The organism is Paenimyroides baculatum, assembly GCF_008629655.1.
GTDB lineage: Bacteria > Bacteroidota > Bacteroidia > Flavobacteriales > Flavobacteriaceae > Flavobacterium > Flavobacterium baculatum.
In genome coordinates this window covers 19,580-44,240 of the sequence record NZ_VWSG01000016.1, presented here as the reverse complement: position 1 = coordinate 44,240, position 24,661 = coordinate 19,580, and the positions used below count along the sequence as shown (strand labels likewise).

30 protein-coding genes are annotated in these 24,661 nt (G+C 32.7%); 8 read left to right on the top strand and 22 right to left on the bottom strand.

Features of this window, described 5'->3' with window-relative positions; translation table 11 throughout:
* The first annotated feature begins 154 nt into the window (after positions 1 to 154).
* On the top strand, positions 155 to 1,126 hold the full coding sequence (locus F0460_RS15080; RefSeq protein WP_150014715.1) for an L-histidine N(alpha)-methyltransferase: 972 nt from the start codon (positions 155 to 157) through the stop codon (positions 1,124 to 1,126).
* 11 nt (positions 1,127 to 1,137) lie between these two features.
* A complete protein-coding gene (egtB, locus tag F0460_RS15075; RefSeq protein WP_223810831.1) occupies positions 1,138 to 2,328 on the top strand; it encodes an ergothioneine biosynthesis protein EgtB in 1,191 nt (396 codons plus the stop codon).
* Between the two features lie 79 nt (positions 2,329 to 2,407).
* On the opposite strand, the gene F0460_RS15070 is transcribed toward egtB, so the two are convergent.
* From F0460_RS15070 to F0460_RS15050, 5 genes are all read right to left on the bottom strand, one after another.
* Positions 2,408 to 3,061: a hypothetical protein gene (locus F0460_RS15070; protein ID WP_150014711.1), complete on the bottom strand. Its 654-nt coding sequence runs from the start codon at positions 3,059 to 3,061 to the stop codon at positions 2,408 to 2,410.
* Positions 3,062 to 3,291: 230 nt separating this feature from the next.
* Positions 3,292 to 3,981 carry a MarR family winged helix-turn-helix transcriptional regulator gene (locus F0460_RS15065; RefSeq protein WP_150014709.1) on the bottom strand — a complete coding sequence of 230 codons (690 nt, stop codon included), beginning with the start codon at positions 3,979 to 3,981 and terminating at the stop codon, positions 3,292 to 3,294.
* Between the two features lie 331 nt (positions 3,982 to 4,312).
* Complete coding sequence (locus F0460_RS15060) at positions 4,313 to 4,873, bottom strand: hypothetical protein (protein WP_150014707.1); 561 nt, start codon at positions 4,871 to 4,873, stop codon at positions 4,313 to 4,315.
* 101 nt (positions 4,874 to 4,974) lie between these two features.
* Positions 4,975 to 5,418 carry a hypothetical protein gene (locus tag F0460_RS15055; RefSeq protein WP_150014705.1) on the bottom strand — a complete coding sequence of 148 codons (444 nt, stop codon included), beginning with the start codon at positions 5,416 to 5,418 and terminating at the stop codon, positions 4,975 to 4,977.
* Between the two features lie 439 nt (positions 5,419 to 5,857).
* A complete protein-coding gene (locus tag F0460_RS15050; RefSeq protein WP_223810830.1) occupies positions 5,858 to 6,838 on the bottom strand; it encodes an alpha/beta fold hydrolase in 981 nt (326 codons plus the stop codon).
* A gap of 108 nt (positions 6,839 to 6,946) precedes the next feature.
* On the opposite strand from F0460_RS15050, the gene F0460_RS15045 reads away from it, so the two are divergent.
* Positions 6,947 to 7,315, top strand: coding sequence for a MerR family transcriptional regulator (locus F0460_RS15045; protein WP_150014703.1), 369 nt, complete (start codon positions 6,947 to 6,949; stop codon positions 7,313 to 7,315).
* 615 nt (positions 7,316 to 7,930) lie between these two features.
* On the opposite strand, the gene F0460_RS15040 is transcribed toward F0460_RS15045, so the two are convergent.
* Positions 7,931 to 8,452, bottom strand: a complete 522-nt coding sequence (locus F0460_RS15040) for a hypothetical protein (protein ID WP_150014701.1) — start codon at positions 8,450 to 8,452, stop codon at positions 7,931 to 7,933.
* 52 nt (positions 8,453 to 8,504) lie between these two features.
* Complete coding sequence (locus F0460_RS15035; protein ID WP_150014699.1) at positions 8,505 to 9,482, bottom strand: 2-hydroxyacid dehydrogenase; 978 nt, start codon at positions 9,480 to 9,482, stop codon at positions 8,505 to 8,507.
* 184 nt (positions 9,483 to 9,666) lie between these two features.
* On the opposite strand from F0460_RS15035, the gene F0460_RS15030 reads away from it, so the two are divergent.
* Positions 9,667 to 10,419 carry an SDR family NAD(P)-dependent oxidoreductase gene (locus tag F0460_RS15030; protein ID WP_150014697.1) on the top strand — a complete coding sequence of 251 codons (753 nt, stop codon included), beginning with the start codon at positions 9,667 to 9,669 and terminating at the stop codon, positions 10,417 to 10,419.
* Between the two features lie 124 nt (positions 10,420 to 10,543).
* Here the strand turns inward: F0460_RS15030 and F0460_RS15025 are convergent, their stop codons facing one another.
* Positions 10,544 to 11,158: a hypothetical protein gene (locus F0460_RS15025; RefSeq protein ID WP_150014737.1), complete on the bottom strand. Its 615-nt coding sequence runs from the start codon at positions 11,156 to 11,158 to the stop codon at positions 10,544 to 10,546.
* Positions 11,159 to 11,954: 796 nt separating this feature from the next.
* Here F0460_RS15025 and F0460_RS15015 point away from each other — a divergent pair.
* Positions 11,955 to 12,143, top strand: a complete 189-nt coding sequence (locus F0460_RS15015) for a hypothetical protein (RefSeq protein WP_150014695.1) — start codon at positions 11,955 to 11,957, stop codon at positions 12,141 to 12,143.
* Positions 12,144 to 12,808: 665 nt separating this feature from the next.
* On the opposite strand, the gene F0460_RS15010 is transcribed toward F0460_RS15015, so the two are convergent.
* Positions 12,809 to 13,006, bottom strand: coding sequence for a T9SS type A sorting domain-containing protein (locus F0460_RS15010; protein ID WP_150014693.1), 198 nt, complete (start codon positions 13,004 to 13,006; stop codon positions 12,809 to 12,811).
* 267 nt (positions 13,007 to 13,273) lie between these two features.
* On the opposite strand from F0460_RS15010, the gene F0460_RS15005 reads away from it, so the two are divergent.
* Complete coding sequence (locus F0460_RS15005) at positions 13,274 to 13,666, top strand: hypothetical protein (RefSeq protein WP_190304168.1); 393 nt, start codon at positions 13,274 to 13,276, stop codon at positions 13,664 to 13,666.
* A 307-nt stretch (positions 13,667 to 13,973) separates the two neighbouring features.
* Here F0460_RS15005 and F0460_RS15000 read toward each other — a convergent pair whose 3' ends face one another.
* From F0460_RS15000 to F0460_RS14980, 5 genes are all read right to left on the bottom strand, one after another.
* Positions 13,974 to 14,396, bottom strand: coding sequence for a hypothetical protein (locus tag F0460_RS15000; protein ID WP_150014689.1), 423 nt, complete (start codon positions 14,394 to 14,396; stop codon positions 13,974 to 13,976).
* Positions 14,397 to 14,425: 29 nt separating this feature from the next.
* Entirely contained in the window at positions 14,426 to 14,902 is a 477-nt protein-coding gene (locus F0460_RS14995; RefSeq protein ID WP_150014687.1) for a hypothetical protein, read from the bottom strand.
* 20 nt (positions 14,903 to 14,922) lie between these two features.
* A complete protein-coding gene (locus F0460_RS14990) occupies positions 14,923 to 15,432 on the bottom strand; it encodes a hypothetical protein (protein WP_150014685.1) in 510 nt (169 codons plus the stop codon).
* Between the two features lie 156 nt (positions 15,433 to 15,588).
* Entirely contained in the window at positions 15,589 to 16,158 is a 570-nt protein-coding gene (locus F0460_RS14985) for a hypothetical protein (protein WP_190304167.1), read from the bottom strand.
* 191 nt (positions 16,159 to 16,349) lie between these two features.
* On the bottom strand, positions 16,350 to 16,751 hold the full coding sequence (locus tag F0460_RS14980; protein ID WP_150014681.1) for a hypothetical protein: 402 nt from the start codon (positions 16,749 to 16,751) through the stop codon (positions 16,350 to 16,352).
* Between the two features lie 286 nt (positions 16,752 to 17,037).
* On the opposite strand from F0460_RS14980, the gene F0460_RS14975 reads away from it, so the two are divergent.
* Positions 17,038 to 17,493 (top strand): hypothetical protein, encoded by a 456-nt coding sequence (locus F0460_RS14975; RefSeq protein ID WP_150014679.1) that lies wholly within the window; start codon positions 17,038 to 17,040, stop codon positions 17,491 to 17,493.
* A 566-nt stretch (positions 17,494 to 18,059) separates the two neighbouring features.
* Here F0460_RS14975 and F0460_RS14970 read toward each other — a convergent pair.
* The 3 genes from F0460_RS14970 to F0460_RS14960 form a co-directional block, all read right to left on the bottom strand.
* Positions 18,060 to 18,806, bottom strand: coding sequence for a hypothetical protein (locus tag F0460_RS14970; RefSeq protein WP_150014677.1), 747 nt, complete (start codon positions 18,804 to 18,806; stop codon positions 18,060 to 18,062).
* Positions 18,807 to 19,203: 397 nt separating this feature from the next.
* Positions 19,204 to 20,313 carry a hypothetical protein gene (locus F0460_RS14965; RefSeq protein WP_150014675.1) on the bottom strand — a complete coding sequence of 370 codons (1,110 nt, stop codon included), beginning with the start codon at positions 20,311 to 20,313 and terminating at the stop codon, positions 19,204 to 19,206.
* A 140-nt stretch (positions 20,314 to 20,453) separates the two neighbouring features.
* Complete coding sequence (locus tag F0460_RS14960; protein WP_150014673.1) at positions 20,454 to 20,816, bottom strand: winged helix-turn-helix transcriptional regulator; 363 nt, start codon at positions 20,814 to 20,816, stop codon at positions 20,454 to 20,456.
* A 304-nt stretch (positions 20,817 to 21,120) separates the two neighbouring features.
* Between F0460_RS14960 and F0460_RS14955 the strand changes: the two genes are divergently transcribed.
* Positions 21,121 to 21,468, top strand: coding sequence for a nuclear transport factor 2 family protein (locus F0460_RS14955; protein ID WP_150014671.1), 348 nt, complete (start codon positions 21,121 to 21,123; stop codon positions 21,466 to 21,468).
* A gap of 246 nt (positions 21,469 to 21,714) precedes the next feature.
* Here F0460_RS14955 and F0460_RS14950 read toward each other — a convergent pair whose 3' ends face one another.
* From F0460_RS14950 to F0460_RS14930, 5 genes are all read right to left on the bottom strand, one after another.
* A complete protein-coding gene (locus F0460_RS14950) occupies positions 21,715 to 22,272 on the bottom strand; it encodes an NADPH-dependent FMN reductase (RefSeq protein WP_150014669.1) in 558 nt (185 codons plus the stop codon).
* 307 nt (positions 22,273 to 22,579) lie between these two features.
* The gene (locus F0460_RS14945; protein ID WP_150014667.1) at positions 22,580 to 22,759 is read right to left on the bottom strand and encodes a hypothetical protein; all 180 of its coding nucleotides are present in this window, start codon (positions 22,757 to 22,759) and stop codon (positions 22,580 to 22,582) included.
* Positions 22,752 to 22,997: a hypothetical protein gene (locus F0460_RS14940; protein WP_150014665.1), complete on the bottom strand. Its 246-nt coding sequence runs from the start codon at positions 22,995 to 22,997 to the stop codon at positions 22,752 to 22,754. The genes F0460_RS14945 and F0460_RS14940 overlap by 8 nt, the downstream gene beginning before the upstream one ends.
* On the bottom strand, positions 22,984 to 23,397 hold the full coding sequence (locus F0460_RS14935) for a DUF5675 family protein (RefSeq protein WP_150014663.1): 414 nt from the start codon (positions 23,395 to 23,397) through the stop codon (positions 22,984 to 22,986). Before F0460_RS14935 ends, F0460_RS14940 begins: the two co-directional genes overlap by 14 nt.
* A gap of 1 nt (position 23,398) precedes the next feature.
* Positions 23,399 to 24,154 (bottom strand): hypothetical protein, encoded by a 756-nt coding sequence (locus F0460_RS14930; RefSeq protein ID WP_150014661.1) that lies wholly within the window; start codon positions 24,152 to 24,154, stop codon positions 23,399 to 23,401.
* Positions 24,155 to 24,661: the final 507 nt, after the last annotated feature.

The following is a 24,661-nucleotide window of genomic DNA, read 5'->3' as shown; positions in this document are numbered from 1 at the left end:
TAATTAGATCCCAAGAAATCCCGTTAAAATTTAAATCTATTCATACTTTTTTATTATATAATATAATTTTATGTGCCACAATCGATTTAGAATATTTTGTAAAACAGCTGGCAGGATAGTTGTTGTTTAAACACAAAAAAATATGAATTCTTGTATGCAAAAAAATACTGTTCAAAAACCTAAAGATCAGATCGTGTTTTTAAACGATGTGGTTACAGGTTTAAGTCAACTCCAGAAAAAATTACACTCCAAATATTTTTATGATGAAAAGGGCGACAGGCTTTTTCAGAAAATCATGGAAATGCCGGAATATTACCTTACCGCTTGTGAGCTTGATATTTTCAAAAATAAAACTGCCGAATTGGTAAATGATCTTGCAATTAACCAGACTCCTTTTGACCTTATAGAGTTAGGTGCAGGTGATGCGCTCAAGTCTACGTACCTTTTAAAATATCTAACAGCCGCAGACATAAATTTTACCTACATGCCTATCGATATATCCGGAAATATTTTAGCTGTTTTAGAACAAAACCTTAAAAAAGAGATTCCAGATTTGGATATTAAATTGTTACAAGGCGACTATTTTAAGATGTTGGAACAAGCAATGCACGCTCCTAACAAAAAAAAGGTTTTACTATTTCTGGGTGGTAACATTGGAAATATGGACGTAGCCGAAGCATTTAGTTTTTGTAAAGAACTCCGCAATAAAGTTAACAAAGGCGATCTTCTGATAACAGGTTTCGACCTGAAGAAAAATCCACATACCATATTAAACGCGTATAACGATCCTCATGGTATAACGGCTTCCTTTAACCTTAATCTGCTGGCGCGCATCAATCGGGAGTTAGGTGCCGATTTTGATATTTCTAAATTTCAACACTATCAAACATACGATCCTGTCTCAGGTGCTTGTAAAAGTTATTTGGTAAGTTTAACAGAGCAAATTATACATATTGCTGGGCATAAATTTTCATTTATGGAAAATGAGCTTATTGATATGGAAATTTCTCAAAAGTACGAACTACAAGATATTGATAAACTCGCATCAAACTCTGGCTTTCAGATTGTAGGTCAGATTCAAGATTCAAAGAATTGGTTTGTCGATTCTGTATGGCAGGCACTTTAAAACATTTTAAGATGAAAAATAGTATAGATTATAGCAATAATACTGCACGTCAGCATCTGGCAGAAAAGTATGCACAAATCCGCAGGCATTCAGAAGAAATTTGCAAACCGCTTTCAACCGAAGATTATGTAGTGCAGCCTGTTGCAGATGTCAGCCCTCCGAAATGGCATTTGGGACATACTACATGGTTTTTCGAAACATTCATACTGTTGCCTCATTTTCCGGGATATAAACTGTTCAACCCGCAGTTTAATTTTGTTTTCAACAGTTATTACGAAACGGTGGGCGCAAGGGTTATTCGTACAGACCGCGGAAACTTAAGCAGACCATCTGTTTCCGAAGTATATAAGTACAGAAAGTATGTTGATGAAAATATGTGTCGGTATCTTGCCGGAAGTTCGTACACTGAAGATGTAGAACCTTTGCTGCAATTGGGACTGAATCACGAACAGCAGCATCAGGAATTATTACTTACAGATATAAAGTATATATTGGGACACAATCCGCTGTTTCCCTCTTATAAGGAAAATGTAATGCCAAAAAAATCTGATAATCAAGAGTTTAAAATGATTTCTGTTAAAGAAGGTGTATATGAAATAGGATATCAAGGCAACGGTTTCTCTTTTGATAATGAGCTGGGAAGGCATAAAGTGTATCTAAATGAATTTGAGATAGCACACCGTCTGGTTACAAATGGCGAATACTTAAAGTTTATGGAAGATGGCGCATACAGCGATTTTAGATATTGGCATTCCGAAGGCTGGGAATGGGTAAAGCAGCAGCAGGTAAAAGCACCTATGTACTGGTATTTTATTGACGGCAAATGGATGCATTATGATTTGGCGGGACTTAACGATATAAATTGGAACGACGACCTATGTCACGTAAATTTCTTTGAAGCTTCTGCCTTTGCAGCTTGGAAAGGAATGCGGCTGCCTACCGAAGCAGAGTGGGAAACTGCATCTCATCTTTTTAACTGGGGTAGTCGATGGGAATGGACTAATTCGGCTTACCTGCCATACCCGGGATATAAAAAAGAAGCCGGTGCAGTTGGAGAATATAACGGTAAATTTATGGTAAATCAGATGGTCTTAAGGGGTGCGTCTGAAGTTACACCCATTGGTCACAGCCGAAACACATATCGAAACTTTTTTCAAACACATCTTAAATGGCAGTATACCGGTATTCGCCTTGCAAAATAAAACAGCATTAATTTACCAGAAAGATAAGTAATGCTGCATATTTTTTTTTCTAAATGTACATCAAGATACATTTGTTTGGCTAACTTGTTTGTAAACTAGATTGATTAGTTGTTAGCTTTCTTGTACCTATGTAAAAACATGTGCTTAAAATTGCCGTGGCAGTAAGTATTCCAACCACAGAAACCGTGTAGTTGGTATCAAGGTTATTTATCGCAACAGCACTTAATCCCCATGCGCCTGCTAGTCCAAAAGCAACTGCTCTGTACTTCCAGCTAAGCAGTATGTTAATAAAACCGGCAATAATAATTAGTAAAATTGTCCATAATTCATCTTCTAGGGTGTGTTTCCAACCTAACTTTACCAGAAATGCTGCTGCATTTGCAATCATGGCAACGCACACCCATCCGCCATAAAGGGTAAATGGTGTGGTAGTAATTAATTGTGTTAATGTGGTAGGTTCTTTTTTAGGTGTAATTCTTGTAAGCATGGTTGTTAAAACATAAAGTAAAACAATCATTAAAATTAGGCATATGCCAATTAAATCGTGAAGCCAAAAATAAATCCAGAAGCAATTTATTAAACTGGTAACTGCAAACAACAAACCTACTTTCTTAATAATTGTTGCGTTACTGTCATTATTCTTTAACAGGTAAAAGCAGTAAATAAAGTGTATCGTAAGTAAAAAATAAATAATTCCCCATATACCAAAAGCATAGTCAGCAGGTGTAAACATATTTTCATATCGGTCAGAAACAGTTTTAACCGTATTGCCGTTAATTATTCCTGTGTTAAAAAAATAATTTACAAATATAGTGGCAACGAGCGAGGTAAAATTTATGTAGAGTATAGTTGATCTTTGCATTGTATAATTTTGTTCTTGCAAGCTGGATAACTTTAAATTTATGTAATTATTTAAATAGTTAATGTTTAAAATAGTTGTAAAAATGTAACAGGCAGTGTACGCTACTTTTCTTCTTCTGTTAAACTGTATTCGTGCTGTGCTTTAAAGCTTATAGCTTCGTCTAACAATTTTTCTACGCTATTACTTTTATTGTATATGGGAATATGGAATTCGTTAAGTTTGTTAAGCAGATTAATCAGCTGCATTTTTTCTGTTTCGCTTAAATCGCCACATACTATTTTAGTAGCTTCACGAATTTTGTCCATTTGCTGTTCTAATACTTCAATTCCGTGATTGGTAATTTTTATGATCTTGGTACGTTTATCGCTGCTCGAATCTTGCTGAACAACCCATCCGTTATTTATCAGGCGGCTTATTATTAAAATACCGGCAGATTTCTCATGTACATTTTTTTTGATGAGATCCATCTTGGTCATTTCTCCAAACGCTTTAAGATTTATAAGGTAGATGAAATCTTCTTGGGTAGAGAATGCAGATCCCGCAATGGCTGCACGTGAATAGCTCTTTGCAAACCTGCTCATGTGAACCAGCAAGGTGCTTATTACGCTTTCAGGGCTTCTTCCCTTGTCTTTGCCTTCCCATTCTGGAATATCTATGTTAGCTGATTTTGCTTGATTATCAGCTATCCATCTTTTAAACCCGGCAACAGTATCGGGATAATCGTTGTTTATGTTTGCAAATTCAAACTGTTCCACTAAATCTAGTGTCTTTTTTACCAGTCCGTACTTCATAAGATTAGTTACAAAAAGTTCACAAATATATTATAATTGTTAATCAGTGCCTTAAAATTTTGTTTAAAATCTAAAGGAAAATTAATGAACACAAAAATGCTTTCTATATGGAAAACGGTAACTACAGTCATTTATTTTGCTAAAAACATACATTAAATTCGTTTTACGAATCATTTGTTTTTAGGTTACAAATTTATAAAAAAATTAAATTATAGTGTATTTGTATAGCTTTGTTTGTAGTTAAATACTTATTGTGCAGGTTTATTTTTATTTATACAAATAAAATACTATAAAAGTAGATATAATAAGCAGTTATAATTTAAAGGTGCTGTTATTCGGTATTGTTTAGCTCTGCATCATACAATGTTCCGTCAATATTATACTGGTAATTAAAGTGGCGCTGTAACGAATCAGATTTAATTATTACCTCATAATGTATGTTTGTAAAATTGCTTGATTGTGGCGGACGTACCGCCAGCTGATATAGTTTTAAATCGCTTACATCAATCTTGTCTCTGATATCTTTCTTCGCATCTTTGACTATTTTAGATAGGGTATAGGTATCAATTTTTTCATCTAACTTAAACAAAAAATCTTCAGGTTTATTATTTAATAACGCCTTTAAAGGTTGTTTATACATTTCTTTCCATATACCGTTTGCATAAACAAAACAATTGGCTTCTAAATGTAACGCGTTATTAGAATGAAGCACACTCACAACAGTTCCTTGTGCAGTTTCGGTAACTGTTAAACCTGCAAAATAACTCATAATTCCAAACTTGTCATTCACTTCTCTTTTAACAGCGTCAAAATATTCTTCAGATGCGTCCTCTTGCTTGCTGTTACAAGAAATCATAAATACTAAAGCAAAAACAACAAAAAATTTCTTCATAGTTTACCCTGTGGTGAATCTTACGCAAAATTCTTACCAACAAATAAATAGTATATAACAATTATATTAATTAATCAATAAACAAATATATATTAGTTGGCTTATATGTCGGTTGTCGCCGCTTTCTCTTCAAGAATAAATTTTCTGTAGTAATAGTCAAAAAGCTCGTTAATTATTTTTATGTGGTGCGGATCTGTAGTTAAGCTGCATTGCTCTATTTCGCTTTCACATGTACTGCTGTAATAATAACTTACTTCATTATTAATAACAGATAGGAAAGCATATTCAGGGTGGCTAGACCACTTTATGTACGAAGGTTTATTGCAGTTTGAAATGCTTGATGAAAGTGCTGCCTGCGGTTCACTAATATACCAGCTGATTAAGGATCCGATACCGTATTTAAATTGATGAGAATAATCAGCAGCCGATCTGATGTTTCTATTGGAACAGTGATTAAAAAATTCTTGTACCTTTTGCAGCGTTGGTGGATTTTCTACCAGGTCTTTTGTTGCGCTCTTCTCAATAAAGTTTTTTATAAACTGCATACCTAACTATTTTAACTTATGGTTAAATTGTGTCTCAAACGCTTGTAAAAAGTGCTATTAAAAGTTCATTCAAACTTTAGCTCATTATTTAAGAGTGTTAAACGTCCGATACTTATACCGGACGTTCTAATCAAAAACAAAAAATAAAATACTTTCAACATCCTATTAAGTACAATTCAGATGCCTTTTTTCGTATTTCTTAACAATTAATACAATTTATTGTAGCACTGAATTTTAACTTTTATGCACTTTTGTTATCATAAAAGAGTAATTGGTTAAAATTTCTACAAAATGTCCATATTCGCAATAATATAATTGTGTATTAATATTTTTATTACAGCTTTTTAAAGATATAAATAAACTAAATAAATCCTTGCTGTAACATTTTTTATCCTAGATATGATGCTGTTTTTGTGCTTTACATTATACATTATACTCTTTACCTCAAAAAATCTATAATTAGCTCAGCGGTTTCATTTGGTTTTTCTGAAAGAATAAAATGCCCGCAATCTGCTATTTTCTCCACTTTAAAGTCTGTTGCTACATTTGGTAGCCACATCTTCAGCATCTCAAATCCACTGCCACCAATACCAAGCACAGGTAAATTGAGCTTACTGTATGTTTTGCTGTCTTCAATATCTTGAGGTATTGTTTGATACCACGCATTAGACGCCCGGATTGCATTTTTGTCGTTATAGGCAGATGTATAAACCGCTCTGTCAAACGTTGTCATGCTGTTAGGGTTTTTTAACAAATTGTCAAAAAGCCAGTCTATTACTACGTTCATCTTACCTTCTAAAAGTTGTTCAGGTAGTTCTTTAACCTGATTAAAGGCAAGCCACCACGGATAAACATAATCTGCTCCTAAAATCGGCAGCATAGGCAGGTTGTACATACCAGCATCAGGATGGGGTGTGTCAAGCATGATAAGTTTTGAAGTTTTATCCGGATAATTAACCGCGAAGCTATATGCCACATGAGCTCCTATATCATGTCCGGCAATATGTACTTTTCGCAAGCCTAAATTTGTTACAAGTTCGTATACGTCTTTAGCCATATTCTTTTTATCATATCCGTCCATAGGCTTGTCAGATTGTCCCATACCTCTCATTTCAACAACAATTACTTGATAGTTTTCAGCCAGTGCAGGCATTATTTTGTGGTAAGCCCACCATGTTTCCGGATATCCTGGAATTAAAATTAATGTTTCGCCTTTTCCACCTGTCAAATAATGTAGTTTTGTGCCGTTAACGTTAGTATAACTGCTTAAAAAATTTGGCACCGATTCAATTAGTTTGCCTGTATCAAAATTCTGTGTTGTTCTCATGTTATTTAAATTTACTGATGCTGTTAAGGTATTTGGTATAGCTAATGATGCCAGCATTAAATTTCCCTTTTTTAGTATTTCGCGTCTGTCCATATCAAATTTATTAAATTCTTAATTGTCAGAACAAAGCTAAATAGTAAATTTGCTACCAACAAGTATGTAGTATACTGCATACTTTCATATTTATAAAAAATTTAACATATGATGTTAATTAGTCAACTATCTAAAGAAACAGGGATACCCGTAGGAACGATTCGTTTTTACGAAAAATCAGGATTAATCAGCGGCGAAAAGAAGAAGGAAGTTACTACAAATAATTATGTGTATTATGGCGAAGATGTAATAGATAAAATAAGGTTTATTCAGATGGCGAAAGCGGTCGGATTTACATTGTCAGAAATTAAAGAGGTTGTAGATGCATGGTATCAAAAGCTAATTAGCAAAAAGGCTAAAATAGAAGTACTTGATAAAAGATTGCTTGAAATAGCAAAAAAAATAGACGAACTAAAACAAATGCAGAAACAGATTAAGCTGTGTAAAGAAAATATTCAAAACGAACATACTGTGTAAGGATAAATAAATAGTAGTTTCTCCGTCAAATAATCTTTTTCAACTTTTTCTTTTATATCAAATGTTTCAGAAAACATTGCTCTGCAATCTGTTTTTAAATTCAAACGTAAAAAAAACACCCCGAAGGGTGTAGAGGAACTTTTGCTTTTCAGTAAAAGTATACGTGTAAAATTTACTGTTACATAAATTTCTCTCCTAACCATAATAGAAAGGGGAATAATAAACTAAGAGCACCCCAGACTAAATAAGATAATTTCTGATTCATAATTAAAATACTTAATTAGTTAATACTTATAACTTAATACCTTGTAAAGGATGTTGTTAATAATTTTAGATATTATTTATTGATAGCAGTATTTAATTAAAAAAGTATTATTAAAATTTTGGTTTTTTTATATTTTTTAAATTTAGTTTAAAAAAAAACTTCTTTATACTATCTTTTTGTAAAAATTGCTTAGTACAATAAAGCAAAGAAGAGGTTGAAGTAAAAAACTTACAACCTCTTAATAACCAAAAAAAACACTTATGAAGTACAAAGTTGTAAAATTTTGTTGTTGTTGTTGTTGTACTATTTTTTAAATGATTTTAATATTTAACTTGTTTACTTTAAACCGGTTAATTTGGTTTTACGGAAACATTGAATTTTCCATCGGTAAAGGTCACCATTCCGGTTGTATTTAGTCCTTCAACACTTACCAAGGTTCCGGAAAATGTTCCGGAGGCTGCGGAATTGGATATCTTTTCTATATCAAGTATAAAAGCATCTTCCGGTGCTGCAGTTCCTTTAGTGGCGCTGTAATTATGTTGTGAACCTTCGGAGTTTAAATTGTAGACAGAAAGAATTGAAAAAGAACTGCCGTCGTCTAACGTATAAGTTCCAACCGGAACTCTGGTGGTCTCGGAAAGCACCGTTACAGAAACCCACTCACTGCCGTTATTGGTAGCTGTCAGTTCCAGATAGTTGCCCCCATCCACCCAGCGTGCCTGTACATTGGAAAAAACTTTTTTGGTACCGTTTATCGTAACTTCCAAAGAATCGGCAGCTACAGATCCTGTTACATTGTCATCATTGCTGCAGGCGCCAAGCTGGAGTACACTTATACAGGCAGCTCCAAATAATAAAAGGTTTCTTTTCATATTCACTTTTTTTAAAAATTAAATTACGTTACGTAAAAAATACTTGTTGTAGTTAAAGATAAATTTCCGGATTTACAATGGTAGGCATTTCTCTGTTTTCTGCAAAAGCAAGTACGTTTTGTGCCATTAATTCTGCCATGCCGTTTCGTGCCTCCTCAGTTGCCGATCCAATATGGGGTAAAATACATACGTTACTTAATGATAAAAGGGCAGAGGTGGTTTTCATTGGTTCCGGATTCGTTACATCCAAACCTGCACCCCATATCTTACCGGAAGTTAAAGCTTCATAAACATCATCTTCATTTATAAAACCCCCACGGGCAGTATTTATTAAAATAGCATTGCTTTTCATCTGTTCAAAAACAGCTCTGTTAAACAGGTTTTCCTGTTCGTAGCTGTAATTGGCATGAATACTCAAAACATCGGCAAGCTGTACTAATTCGTTAAACGAAACGTATTGTGCATCAAGTTCTTTTTCAATCTGGTGATTTCTGTTTCTGTTATGATAGATAATGTCCATATCAAAAGCATACTTGCTCTTCTTTGCCATTTCATAACCTATTCTGCCCAATCCAAAAACACCTAAGGTTTTACCGTATAATTGCTGCCCTAAATCTTCTGTCGGATCTAAATCCGCGTCCCATTTGCCTGTTCTCACTTTATCAAAATTATACGATGCTTTTCTTGCAACGGCCTGCATTAAAAGAAAAGCCACATCAGAAGTCGCTTTGCTGAGAACGTTTGGTGTGTTGGTCACGGCTATTTTTCTTTTTGAAGCTTCTTCAATTGCCACATGGTCATATCCTACAGAAAATAAAGCTATTGCCTTAACGTTGGGACATTGGTCAAAAAAATCCTTGTCAAAAGTATTCTTGCCTACATTGGCAATAATTGCTGCCTGCCTGCAATAATCTAACCACTCTTCTTTAGATAGATTTTCGCTTGTTGGTTGTATCAGTTCCACTTTAGTGCTGCCTTGCAGTAATCTCATACCGGCTTGCGGAATCGTTTTATTTAAAAATACCTTCACTTTTAATTTTTTTAAATAGTTGTTTCTTTTTCCCTTAACTGTACTTACAAGTTAATCATTTTATGGAAATTCTTTATCGGGCAGCGTGGCAGATCCTAATATTTTATCATTTTTTTAAGAGTGCACCTTTTGTACAAGGCTGGTATAAATCGTAAATTTAGAATCATCAATAAAAATTCAAGTTATGTCACAGTTAAAAGATAAAGTTGCTATTGTAACTGGTGCCGGTTCCGGCATAGGTAAGGCTATTGCTATGTTATATGCCCGCGAAGGAGCTAAAGTTGTAGTATCTGATATTAATGAAGAAAATGGGAATAAAGTAGTTGAAGCAATTAAAAACGACGGCGGAGAAGCCTTTTTTGTAAAAGCCGATACTTCAAGTGCCCAAGATAACGAAAACCTGGTTAGGGCTACGGTTGAAAAATACGGTCGTTTGGATATTTCATGTAATAATGCAGGTATTGGCGGACCGGCACAGTTAACGGGCGAGTATGATTTAGAACAATGGAACAAGGTAATAAACGTAAACCTGAACGGTGTGTTTTATGGCTGCCGTTATCAGCTGCAGCAAATGGTTAAAAACGGCGGGGGCAGTATTGTCAACATCGCGTCAGTCCACGGTACTGTTGCAGCGCCTATGAGTTCGGCTTATACCGCAACAAAACATGCCGTAGTTGGGTTGTCTAAAAATATCGCCGTAGAATATGCTACACAGAACATTCGCTGTAATGCGGTAGGTCCGGGATATATATTAACACCTTTATTGGAAGATAATTTGAATAACGAAATGCGTGACGCAATTGCTGCCAAATCACCAATGAACCGTTTGGGCACTCCGTCGGAAATTGCAGAACTGGTTCTTTTCCTAAGTTCAGATAAAGCTTCTTTTGTAACAGGTTCTTATCTTATCGCAGATGGCGGATATACCGCTGTTTAATCAAAATCTTATTTTATAAAAAAAAGCTTGTTTTTAAAAACAAGCTTTTATTATTTTAAGTATCTAATTAAAAAGTTAGGACTGTGAAAACAGTAATGGCTTTCCATAAACAGTAGAGGTCTCTTTATTTAAACTCTATGTTGATTATAAAATAATGCGGAATATTAAAATGCTCCCCAAGTTTCTCAGGTTCGATACTTGATTGTGCAACTTCACAATATGAACCCGAGCCATCTTTATGAATTGTAGGTGTGATAATCGCAAAAATTGCATTCTTTCTGATGACATCTAAGTTTAATTCTGTTTTACTTCCGAAGAAATCTTTCAAAGCATATTTTTCTGATTCTTCGTTTAATTTAAAGAATGATTTTTTACTTCCGAATTTTTGTCCTCTTATATATGTCTTTAGTTTTCCATCGGTCATTTTAAAAAAGAACTTTAAGGATTCTTTATTGGAACCAATTTTAAAATAATCACTTTCAGAGCCATCAAATAATATCGATGTCTTTTTAAATTTCCCTTTTTTGTATTCGTCTATGCTTACTGTAATAAATTTTCCAATTAATTCTTTGCTTTCAAAATTCAATTTTTCAATATAAATATTTTCAAAGTCAATAATATCTTGAATTTCGGAATTTTCACTTCCATAGTTATTAGTCATTTTTACTACATCTTGGCCAAATGCAATATTAGAGATCACTAAAAGGGTTAATAATAATATTTTAATTTTTGTATTCATTGTTGTCTTTTGAACAATTTTCATTTTTGTTGAGATTTCTAACTTAATTATCAGCGAATATAATCACTTCTTAGAATTATCGTATTATTGTATAAATACTTTATTTCTCTCTTGTATTAATTCCTTCAACTTAACAGTCAGCTTTGTTTTCTCATTAGTCCCAAACCGCAGAATAGGGAAGTGGTATTTGTTAAGGATTGTATCCTTCATATCCCTCTCGTTTTGAACACTCCCTTCTTTATGAAAGACAAAACCATCAACTTCAATACTTACAAGTTACGAAATTAGCTATGTTTGTTTAAATTTACGAAATAAATGTATATTACTGTGTTAGGATATTTCTTTCCGCTGGGAAAGATATGCTATCGGTGTTATGGAGATTTAATAAGAGGACAGGAATGTTTTTTAATAATTTTACAAAATTTGGATTCAGAACAATTAATTACAGACCATGATATTACTTAATTTATTAATCTTACTAATTTTGTCGACTTCTTGTATAACCAAGAAAGAAGATAGTTTTCATAGTAATTTAAAAAATCATATGAAAACGGAAAAGTTTATAATGTGAGCTTCTTGATGCCCCAATACTTTAAAAAGCGAAGCTAGGTTGTTTTGTTCTTCAGAAAATATTTCTGATTTTGTAAGTCCCATATCATATATTTTTATATCGCAATATTACGATGTTAATTTAAATACTCAAAATTTTACCCTTGTTAAACTTAATGAAGGTGATACCGTACATAAATCCGTTGATGATTATCATAAATCATTGCAAAAAACAATGATATCAAAAATGAGCAAGGATACAGAAAAGTATCTGGATCAAACAAAAAAAGACACTCTTCTTCTTGAAGAAATGAAAGAGAATACAAAACAAATGCGAGAATTGCAGAGAATCCTTAAATCAAAAAAAATGGACTACAACTGTAAATTATCTAGAATAGATTTAGCTCATGCAGCTTGGTTGAATAAAAATAGATAATCATAATTTATTGATAAGTGATATTACAAAATTAATTATAGACTGTTCTTTATTGATATTATATCATAAAAAGCTGTAATTTTTGAATTTTAAAATAAGTAATAATTTGCAATATGGTTTAATAAAAATTAATTGTTTAAAATATTTTATTACAATTTTTATATTTATTTAGCGCTATTGATAATTTTTTTTTATTCTGAATTATATAAATAAATTTGTTTCGTATTAAGTTATCAGTATTAACTAATTAAGTATTTTAATTATGAAACAGAAATTATCTTATTTAGTCTGGGGTGCTCTTAGTTTATTATTCCCCTTTCTTTTATGGATAGGAGAGAAGCTTTTGTAAAGGGGCTTCACAAGATATAATGATTTGTACAAATCACAGTATCCCCTACACCTCCTTAATGGAGGTGTTTGTGTTTTTTAATATTTTTTTTATTTTTGTCACAAATTAGGTGATATATCACTCACATTAGACTTTTAGGCTTTTTAGTCACAGTCTAAAAATAAAACCATCTGCCAAGATGGTTTTTTCAATTATATGAATTTCTTCTTTGATATAATTATGATTAAAAACTATATGTCTCAGGAATTATGGAATATGAAGCAGGTTGGAATGTTTAAATAAAAAAATAAAACAGAATCCTCTTTTTAATTTATTTTTATTTTACAACTACTTTCTGAGTTGCTTTTCCTTTATCTGTTATAACTTGAACATGGTAAATTCCTTTTGCTAAACCATTTAAGTTAAAAATTTTTTCTTTTGATTCTTTTATCAATTGACCGGTTGTGTTGTAGACCAAACTGTTTTCCAATTCAATGTTTAAGATATCGGTGGTAGGGATAGGCAGGATGCTCATATTTTTTCCTTGCTGATCGATGCCGAATCACAACAATAATTAATATAATGATGCAAAGGAGTAGGAGGGCGGTGGTTGCTGAGTTCATCGAAGCATGGTTGCTTAGCCTGTGGTCACTTAGTCCATCGAAGTGCAGAACTATCGAAGTATACTTGTGCAGATTGATTTAAAGTATTTAAATAGTTAATGTTAATTTTTTATAAAAAATAATAATTGTATCAAATTTAAAAATACATTTACGACATTATTAACCGTAACTGTAAGTATATGAAAAAAATTTTGTTTCTATTTTCAATTATGTTAACATTTTGTTGTATGACATGTGACAATGAAGAATATGTAGGGGAATTAATCATAAAAAATGATTTTAATGAGCCTATTTATTACTATGAGAAATTTTCTAAAGGTGAAGTTTCTTTAGATGATGTATCAAAGGAAAGTTTTGATTATCAAATATTAGCTTCTGGTGAAGAAAAAAAATCATTATTGAACGACTATTTATTCAATGATAATGCTAAGGTATATGTCTATTTTTTCAAGAAATCTGTAATGGAAAATTATTCCTGGCAGCAAATAAAAGATGATAAACTATATGATCGTTACAGTTACACTCTGGAAGAATTAAAGGCAATACAATGGCAGATTACTTACAATGATTAATATTGAATAACTAAAAAACCGCTGTTTTGGCGGTTTTTATAATTTTTCACGCAAACAACTTTTAAGCAGTATATTTATGTTTAAATTTTTTGGTTTCTCCTTACTCTTTTTAATAAAATGACCGTATTTCCCTTCATCATGACTTCTTTATAAATGGTTCAATATATACTAAAATAATTTGATTATAGATATTGTCAACGTCAAATGTAGTCGAAAAGTTTTTAAATAATCCGACTTATTGTATCTTAAGTAATTGTTTCAATAACTGTTGTAAATAAACATTTAATCAATAGTTTACTAAAATAAATCAAATTAGCGAAACTCCTGTATCACATTCGAATAAATAGTAAAATTTACTTTCTGAATGCGTTGCCTCAACAATATAAAAATTAGTCTGCTTCATAAATTCCGCTAGTTGTTTGTTTGTACAAGTCCAATCTTTACCCGCCTCAATCTTTAATGGAAAATTATCACTGTTCGGATTTTTTGTATGAATGTATACAGCATCTTCACTGCTGTCATTTTCATCTATAATCATAAATATCTGATAGGGGTGGGGATATTTTTCTAATTCGCATTTATATCTTTTATATTCTTGCAACAGCTTATCAAGGGAGGTACGCCTTGTAACAAAGTCCGTGTTCCCTTCACCTTCAAAATCTGTGTGAATATGCCACAGGTCAAACCAACTGTCATTGTCACCGGAAAAATTTAAAGCAGGTTGTTCCATTTTATTGTTAAATATAAATAGGTTGGTTTTTATTGATTTTTTGTCCAAAAATTGGCTACTTCGGTGTGGTGGTAAAACAGAATCCAGTTTAAATCAACAGAAACAATTATTACATCATCAGAACCCGGATATAAAAAATCGGTCAGATATTTCTGGAATATCCTCTTTGAAGTTTGCAACACTGTTTTTCGGTTCCATGAAACTATCAAATTGTTAGTATATGGCATGAGATAATTTTCGATTTTTTTTCGGAAACGTTCTTCTTTTTCCATCGTTTCGCTATGCGCACTAAACCAGTTTGTTTCCGTATATTTTTCTGCCCGGTTCGTAGGGTTTTCGTAATAGTCAATAATTTTATTCACTCTTTTCGATTCCGTTGACGATAATGCTAAAATAAGCTTTTTCTCTTCTGGGGTAATTTCACTATTATGAATTTTATCAAATCGCCATCCTAATTCAAACGTTTCTAAAGAAATTATTTCGCTATGATCAATGGTTATATTCATAGGTATTCGTTTATTTTAGCTTACCTAAAATTTATAAAGTCGTAAAGCGTTATGTAATCAATTTTGTGTGACCAGATTTCGGTTGTATTTGTTCCGGGATAAGCTCCAACAATACTGGTGTTTTCAAATTCTTCTTTAAAATAGTATTTTATATCTGCTTTGTAGTTTATATGCTTTTTAAAATTGTTTCTTAAAATCAGTACCGTTTTCCAATCGCTGTCTTTTGAACCATCGTTATAATAAGCCCCCATAAAAAAAAGTTCCACTGTATTTTCTTTGGGGTCAATATCAAAAACGTTTTTGTTTTCATCTATAGAGTAGTAGTTTTCTAAAGCTTCAATGCTTAAAACTTTGTAATCGTAGCCTGTTTTTCCATTCTCTTTAAGTTCAATCAGTATCTTTGATCCAAGCGGAAAAGTAAAGCTGTTTTCATAAGATGTTGGTAGTTCTTTTGGAATGTTTAACGTGGTTTGTGCCTGAACAAAAGCACTGGTTATCATCGAAAAACAGATTAAGAATAAGTATTTCATAAGTGTTATGTTGTAGTAAATGTTTAATGTACGAATATAATTACTTTTTAATTATTAGGTAATTTAATTTAGATAAACAGTATGTTATAAAATGCTTTACCGGTTACCGTATTGCGCTAAAAAGTCGGGACAATCCTTACTGCTCATTCGGCTTTTCTAAATAGACCATAAGTTCCATTTAGTTTTTACTACAGTTGGGTTAATAGATTTAATTTTTTCATAAAAATCAAGAAAATTTTTATTCCAAAGAGTATAGTTGTGTGCAAACTTAAAGACGATTTCTTTACCATTGTCTTGTTTAATTTTTACCTGCCAAAGTCTTCGGTTATTTATTTGCAAAGAAGTCTTACTAATTTCCGTAATGTCGGCAAGTTTAAAAGTCGCTTTTTTCTGTTCCTTATTTATAGCGTAAAAGTGCTTCTCATCAAAGAATAATTCATCATCACTTATAAATTTCTTTTCAAATCCAAATAAAAAAGGTCTGGTTGATATTTTTTTCAACTGATTATCTGAAGTTTGCGGAGTTGAATATAGTATTTCACTATTTTTTGGTTTAAAACCTTTAAGATGTTTTTTGTAAATAAATCTGATTATGAAAGTTGCTAAGACTATATTGAAAAGAAGTAATAGAAACACATATAAATTGCCAAGTTTATCCATATTTAATGTTAAAGCTAAAATTACTATCGTGTAAACTAAGGATAAGATTATTATTCTTTTTATCATTCTTTATTCTATTTGGTTTTAGCATTGAGTATAACATTTCAGGGCTTGGTGATGGCGGGCATCTATAATCTAAAACTTTCAACTAAAATACAAATTTTAGAGAAGCAGAAAACCTGAATTTTAGGCTTTCATCGAAACGATAAAAAATCGAAACGATGAGATAACTAATAATTGGCTGTAGTTATTTATTTTTAATTCTTCTTCTTAGAATCAGCAGTGAATATATATTTTTTTTGATCATTTTGGTTTGTGATATTTATAATCTCAATTGTATCTTTCATTAAATTTTTATGATATTTCCCATCTAAAATTCGCCAATTGTAATGTCTTATTGAATCAGGTCGTACTTTACCATTTAAAGATTTCATTTCACTCGGATCTTTGAAACTTGCAGATTTAATATAAAGTGAATCCTTTGGATTTGCATTTCTTATTTCAAATGTTTTATTCATATACATACAATGAACACTTAAATTTAACTCGTTATTCCCATTAATTTCTTTATAAGTATGTTTGTGAGGAGCACCTGTCATCCCTAAAACACAAGAATTTAATGTCATTATGATTAGTATAAAAGGTATTAATTTCTTCATATTTTGTTTGTATGGATTGTGGTTCTAATATTACGGACAACTTAATGATCAACGAATATAATCACTTTTTTTATTCCCTTGTTCATCCCCCTTAAAATCAAAAAACATAATAATCAATCCACAAAAATCCAAGGCGGTATGTAAACTTTAGATCCATTAAAAAAATTGCGGGTATATAAATTGTTTTTGGAACATTGGTTTGCAAATCATTCTTTCATAAAATAGTTTTCAGGTAATAAATTCCTCTTCATATTCGTTTTACATACATAACGTCAAAAAATCAATTATGAAAAAGTTAATTAAAATAATTGTATTTTCTTATTGTGCTCTTTTCTTTCAGAATTCATTTGCACAAAATGATCAAGAACAAGTATTAAATGATGAATTATTTGAAGAGTTGAAAACAGAAGCTATAAAGTTATATACTTCGGCAGAATACAATGCCTACATGGATCGTGGCTTTAAATTTGCTGCAAAACTACCTAAAGATTATGGTAAAACAAAAGAAGACTTTAAAACGTGGATTGTTAAAAGAATCGATCAAAGTAAGTTTAAAACTGTTGAAGAAGCCGTAAGTGAATATGAAATTATGTACGAGCTGCATCATAAATACGAACAGCTCCAAAAAGGTATTTATAAAAAGCGATCAGCTTTATCCGATAAATATGGTAGTTCTCTTGTTTCTGATCTTTACAATGAAAAGGTTAGTAAAAAAATAATTGATATACAGCTTGGCAGATAAATAATAATTACCACAAATACTTTAGATGCATATTTGCGTTATAATATTTCTAAATATCTTACCTCATTTATACAATTCAATGTTGAACTATCATTTTTATTATAAACCCAATATTTCAATCCGCACAGATCTATAGCGGTATGAGCTTTTAGGTAGCCTGTACCGAGTATCGGGAATAGTTGAACAGACGAAACCGTAAGGTTCACGGCTTCCAAGATGTAAAATAAAGCCTTTGACGTAATAGAGCGCAAGCTGATCGGGTGGTCGGTGAGCCTGAGGTCACTGAGCCCGCCGAAGTGTCGAAGCATGGTTGTTTGCACGGGTTGATTTTATATTGGTCAAATATAGATAAAGTTTGATAATAGTTATTAAATCGATTATTAATCAGCAGGTATAATATATTTTGACAGATTAGTAGAGTGGGCAAGAACAAAAAAAGCAGCCGTAATTGCGGTATGCAATAAGCTGCTTAAAATTGTATTTTGGATAAAAAAAATACTACAATTTATTATGATAATTTTATTATAAAAAGAGCCTAATAAATTAGCGTTTTTACACAGTTCATGTTAGCCGTTCGTTGTTTTTTCGTTCGTTATAATTTTTGTTTTATGTTTCAATAATTGTCTGATTGATGTTAAATGTCCAAATAAAACAATTGGAACTATAAATGTCGGCAACCAACTAAACGGAAAATTCAAAATTGCAATATTCGGTTGGTCAAACGCAAATTTCTGTATTGGTGAAGGTGCTGAAAATAAAGCATTCACAACAATATTTATTAAAAGTCCAAGGCAAATAAAGTTCCAAATTAAAATTGTCTGTCTATTCAGTTTGTTTTTTGTCATTCCGAAATATGCAATAATTGGTGCTGTTATTCCTGCTATGATGTCAAAGTTTCGACCTTCAAAAGTCATCAATTCTGGAATTGATTTGTTGATAAAAAGCCAAAGCAAAATTATTTCAACTGGTAATCTCACAATGTTTAGGTAAGTCAAGTTTTTAAGTGGTAAACTGTCAATAAATTGTCTTCCTTTTGAAGTTGCGAATAATAAAATAATTGTCAAAATTGTCGGCAAAATTCCAATCAACATTATTTTTGGTGGAAAGGAATTTGTGTCAGAGTTGTAAATATTTTTGAATGCCAAAACAGCTTGAATTGTCAACCAAATTGTCAAACCGATAAAAATTGGCGTTGCTTTTTTTCGTGTCAGTTCAGAATTTGAATTTCTGATTGTCCAAATAAAAAGTTGCAACGTGATAAGTGTCGTCAGTCCAAAAGTCAGTGAAATATATGTCGGTAAATTGTCAATCATTTTCTATTTGTTCAATGTTTACGGTGTCGCTGTACAATGACTTTAACTTAATCATCAACGAATATAATAACTTTTCCTCATTCCCCTATTTTCCCATTTCCCATTTAAACGAGTAGGAGCGCAGTGGTTGTTTGCACGCTTTGATTTTATTTGGTCAAATATAAATAAAGTTTGATAATAGTGATTAAATCGATTATTAATCAGCAGGTATAATATATTTTGACAGATTAGTAGAGTGGGCAAGAACAAAAAAAGCAGCCGTAATTGCGATATGCAACAAGCTGCTTAAAATTGTATTTTGGGTAGTATAAAACAGTACAATGTACCAAGATAAATTTATTGTAAAAGTGATTAAAATCTTCGGTTTTGTATACAGTTCATGCTGGTCGATCGTTTTTTACTTTTTAATATCAACAAAAATAGAATGTGCATATGCGTTTTTTGTACCATCAGTCAGGTTTTTAGCCACTCCATTTATCCATAATTTAGCCACATCTCTATCATTGTCATTTTTTTCATATCCTACAATGTAAATAGTATTGTTTTTTACAAAAACAGAATTAGCAACAGCGTGGTGTTTTCCATCTGTAATAGATTGTACTTTTCCGTTAACCCATAATCTCGCCACTTCAATTCCATTAATATTTTCACTACCAACAATATATGTGTTATTATTCCAAATATATATTGATCTTGCAAAGGAATCATTTAAGCCATCAGACAAATTCTGAGATTTTCCGTTTTTCCATAATTTGGCTATATATTTATCATTTTCTATTTCATATCCTACAACATAAATGGTATCATTTTCAATAAATAGCGAGAGCGCATAAGCATCATTTAATCCGTTACTAAGATTTTGTGGTTTTCCGTTTTTCCAGATTTTTGCTACACTGTTATTTCTGTAATGTTTACTTTTATTTCCACTTTGTTCGTGTCCACATATATATTCATCTCCTTTATATACAAAGATCGAAGCATCATCTGTTGGGTTTTCTCCATTTGTTACATCAGTATAAACACCATTCTTCCATACTTTAATAACATAATTTTTTGTATTATATTGGGCACCAAGAATATAAATATTGTTTTTGTCTACAAACAAAGAACTGGTATGAGCAGCAGTTTTACCGTTTGTCAATTTTTGTATTTTTCCATTTTTCCAAATAGTTGCAACGTATTCATTATCAAGTATAATAGATCCTACAATATAAACGTCATTGTTGTTAACAACTACAGATTTTGCATCTGAATATAGTTCATTGCTTTCTAGGTCAATGTCTTTGCCATTTTTCCATAGTTTTGCTACGTGTTTCATGCCTACTTCGTCTGCAATTTCTTCTATTGAAGATTCAAACTTACTATCATTATATTCGTATCCTACAACATATATATCAACATCATTTAAAGTTTTACTGGTATCAGTTAATATTTTGTTTGTTTTACAAGACATTAATATACTTGCAATTGAAATAGTGATTAATAATTTTATAAAATACGAATTCATTTTATCTTATTTTTTGATTAATTCTTTTAGCGTGATGTAATTCATAATGTCGCACAACTTAATTATTAACGAATATAATAACTTTTCCTCATTCCGCATTTTCCCAACAATTATGCACCATTTCAATTAATAAACAGATACTATTCTATCTTTAGGTTTTTGTGTCGTTCTCCCCATTTTTCCATTTGTCTGATGATAGGTTTCAGTTCGTAGCCAATTTCAGTCAGTTCATAAACAACCTTTGGCGGAACTTCTGCATAAACAGTTCTGGTAAGAATATTATACTCCTCAAGTTTACGCAACTGCATTGTCAGCATACGTTCTGTAATATTTGGAATAGCTTTTTTCAGTTCACCAAATCTCATTTTACCGTTTGTTAACCATGAGCAAATCACAAGTGACCATTGCCCGCCAATGATATTTGCAGCATATACCTCAGAACATTCATCCGCTAGAATTTTTTTGTTTTCAAAATTTGTCGACGTCTCTTTAATTCTTCCCATTACTTACCTTTTTTATAGTACCGTACAATTAGCTGCTAATATACATTATTGCATATTAATACAATAAATTTGCTTCGTTAGTAAAGTAAGTGAATTATTAACAATAAAATAATAAAAATATTTAAAGCTTTAGCAGGGCTTAGTATGTTCTTGATAGCTGGTGAAATTGCAACTGTTTCAGAAAAAAAATAATATTATTATGTGTAAAAAAATTTTAAGTATAGCACTGGTCATGATGACCTGCTCCTTTTATCCGCAAAAGATTAATAATCAAATAGACAATCAAATAAAAAAACAGAAAAAAATGAGCAACGCAGCAATATTACACGAAGCCAACGAGTTTGTAAAAAAAGGCAAGTATGAAAATTTCTTAGCTTATTGTACAGAAGATACCAGATGGGTGTTTGTAGGTGAACAGATCTTAACAGGTAAGGAAGATGTCCGACAATATATGAAAGAATTTTATTGGGAACCACCTGTATTTACTGTCGATACAACTGTAGAAGAGGGAAACTTCGTAATCGTAACAGGTCAGATAACATTAAAGGATAAAGAGGGTAATTATAATCAGTACGATTATTGCGATGTATGGCAGTTTGAAAATGGAAAAATGGCAGGCGTTAAGGCGTATGTTATAGAAAAGAAAAGTTAAAATAGTCCTTTATGTTCAGAAAATTTTCACATCCTTATAGTCAAATTTTCAAGAGGCTCAATTATTAATAATTGGGCTTCTTATATTAAAAATAATAAATATAAATTGTCAAGTATTACAGTACCAATAATTTAAAAGCTGTCCATTAAGACAGCTTTAGTATTTATTTGAGATTAATTTATCTTCTAAAAATTAATAAAAACGGATTATGTTTAAAAACGTAATTCGATGCTATTTTTTTAATAGTTATTTTATAAACTTTGAAGCAAAATCCAGATAAGTTTTTAAAGACTTTATTAGAAAAGAAGCGGTATCTTCTTTAATAAGTTCTCCTTTGTCATTAAAATAATCCTGAACATTCGGAAGATATACTTCGGGTTGCTGCAGCGTAGGCATATTAAGAAAGGTAAGTGTTTGTCTCAAGTGGTGGTTGGCTCCAAAACCGCTTATACCGCTCACAGATGATGATATCACAAAACAAGGTTTACCATCCCACACATTTTTACCATGAGGTCTTGAACCTACGTCCAGTGCATTTTTCAATGCTGCAGGTACAGACCTGTTATGCTCTGGTGTTATAAATATAATACCGTCTTTAGCTTTTACTTTTTTTCTAAAACTTGAATAGTTTTCAGGCTCGTCCGCTTCATCGTAATCTTGATTATATAATGGCAGATCTGCAATGTCGATAGTTTCAAGACTATAGCCTTCTGGTGTTTTCGATATTAAAAAATCTGCTATTTTCTTAGTGTAGGCATCTTTTCTAATAGAACCTACAATAATACCTATTGATTTCTTCTGCATAATTTATGATTTAAGTTAACAACTAAAAATTAGTAAGTTGGTCGGTTCTCCAGCATGTATTCAGTACTAAAACAATCCGGTTACTTAAAATTACGTTTTTTATTGCAATTTTTCAAATTCCTTGCTGGAAAATCGTTATAAACATGTTCCTAAATCGATAAATGGTAAAAAAGGAAACCACAAATTAAAAACACTGAAAATATCACAATCAGCTATCCGCGTAAGCTTAACTGACTATGTAGTAGGGACATCAACAAATCATCAGTTAAAAAAAGGGACTGCCTCATCAGAGACAATCCCTTTTAAATTAATAGTCCTTTTTCTTGTGGAACCATTTGGCTGCCACTGCCAGCAGTCTGCCAAACAGGTAGCTCGTCAGCGTACCTATAATTGCTAGCGCAACCGTCTTAAATACATCTGCCTGCAGCAGGCTGTAAGAGCAGGAAAGCAGCATTCCGCCCATAAACCAGTTTCTGCCTTCAGCCATTGCTTTCTTTTTTAACCGCAGTTTTTGTATTGTCAACAGTGATCTGCGATACTGCCGACAGCACACCTCCGGCAACTGCCAGATAACCCGCAATGTTTACCACTGCTACCGGCAATCCTATCGGCGCAGTTAAAATAGTTCCTGCCACAGCTGCCAGTACCAGTCCTACGGTACGCAGGGTCTTAAAGAATTTGGGAGTCGGTGCCATTGCACGCTCCATTACATTATTGTTTTCCATTTTCTGAAGTATTAGAGGTTATACATATTTTAATTTGTCCGCTTGTACGGTACGGTTCCAAGGCGTCTGTAAGTACCTGTAGTGCCTTTCTCGACAGTATGCCTTTTCCCTCGCCTGTAATTTTGGTTACCGGTGCAATACAGCCCTGCAGTTCCTTCTGCGCATCGTTCGCTGGGTGTATCAGTATGCCGCTGCGGTTGGGAACATCAAGCAATACAAAGTGCCATTTGAATTTTTCAGAATACCTTTTTCTCAAAATATAGGTTCCTTCGGGTATGCACGAAATACGCTTTTTGTTTTCGCGCCAAGGCAGTTCAATGGTATAGGCTATGTGCTTTCCGTTCAAGGTAAGCTCACCACGCACGGCTGTTGCCAGATAAATACGTTTCAGCACCAGCATACTACTGCTTGCTAAGGTTAACCACAGCCAGCGCGTTATACGAACCGTTGTTCAGCATATAAAATACGCCGTTGATTTCTTGGTAGAATTCTACACCCAAAAGCAGTACCAGCGGCAGTGAACTTGCTGCCGTAAGTGCCAGATCAAGAGTTAACGGAGCCAGTGACGTATTATCCCACGGAATTTCTGCCGTTCCGGTATAAGCCGTCAATGAATTTCCTGCTTGGAAATCCACTTCCGAAGCACCCGCAACAATTTTAAAATGAGTGGTTCCTGCTGGCGCACTGATCATCTGTTCGGGAACTAGTTCCGGAAGTTCAATACTCGCTGCTCCCGATGCACGGTCAATCGAAGCGTTGTAAGGCACGTAAAGGGTATTACTTAAAAGTCCGTTACTGTTAAACTCGAATCCGCGTAACAGTTCAAAATTCCCTTCAACCGGTGTGCGTTCGCCACGGGCATTAACCGTATCGGTTTTAATAATCGTCATCAGATCCTTAACCAGTCTGCTTACCACCCGTTTGTCCGACGTGTTGTTCAACATGGGTCTGAAAGCACTGCGCAGATACTTCCCGTAAGTACCGGCTCTGCCAAATTCACTTCCGTTTTCACGGGTACGTTTAAACGCAGGATCTTTCGCCATACGCTTTTTGTCTATCCCGCCTTTTTCACGTGCCAAATGTCCGTCTTTGGTCTTGTAAAAGGTAACACCTCCCAGGGTTCCCTTAATCTTAAAAATACCATCTTGTGAAGCCATAATTTCTAATTTTTTAGAATGAATAAAAATTTTGTGGTTCCTTTTTGTTGCAACAGTTGTAGGATTACCTGTGCCAAAGTTGTGCATAAAACAATGTGAATATTTTCAGTCCGTTCCAAATGGCATCACATGGCATTAAATGACTATAAAGGGGCGTATTTTATAGGTAAGGATGTTATAAAGTAATGAGCCCAAAGTTCTTTTTGTGTATATGGTTAAGCCCTATTTAAGCTTTTACTGTATATTATTCGAAGTCTAAAGTAAAATTTAAAACATGCCACCTAAAAAAATGAAGGTAAATTGTTTAATTAAAATAGTGAGAAGTAGAATAATTCGGAGTAGTAAAACTTTTCTTTAACTTTTACCTTGATGTAAAAGTTACAAAAGATCAAGACTCTATTTTTTCAACGGTCAACAAACTTTTCTTAAAGGAAATCAAATAATCGCTCCCTACGGTCGTATTTGATTTATTCCTTTTCTTCAAAGAGTTGACACTCGTTAAAAAAT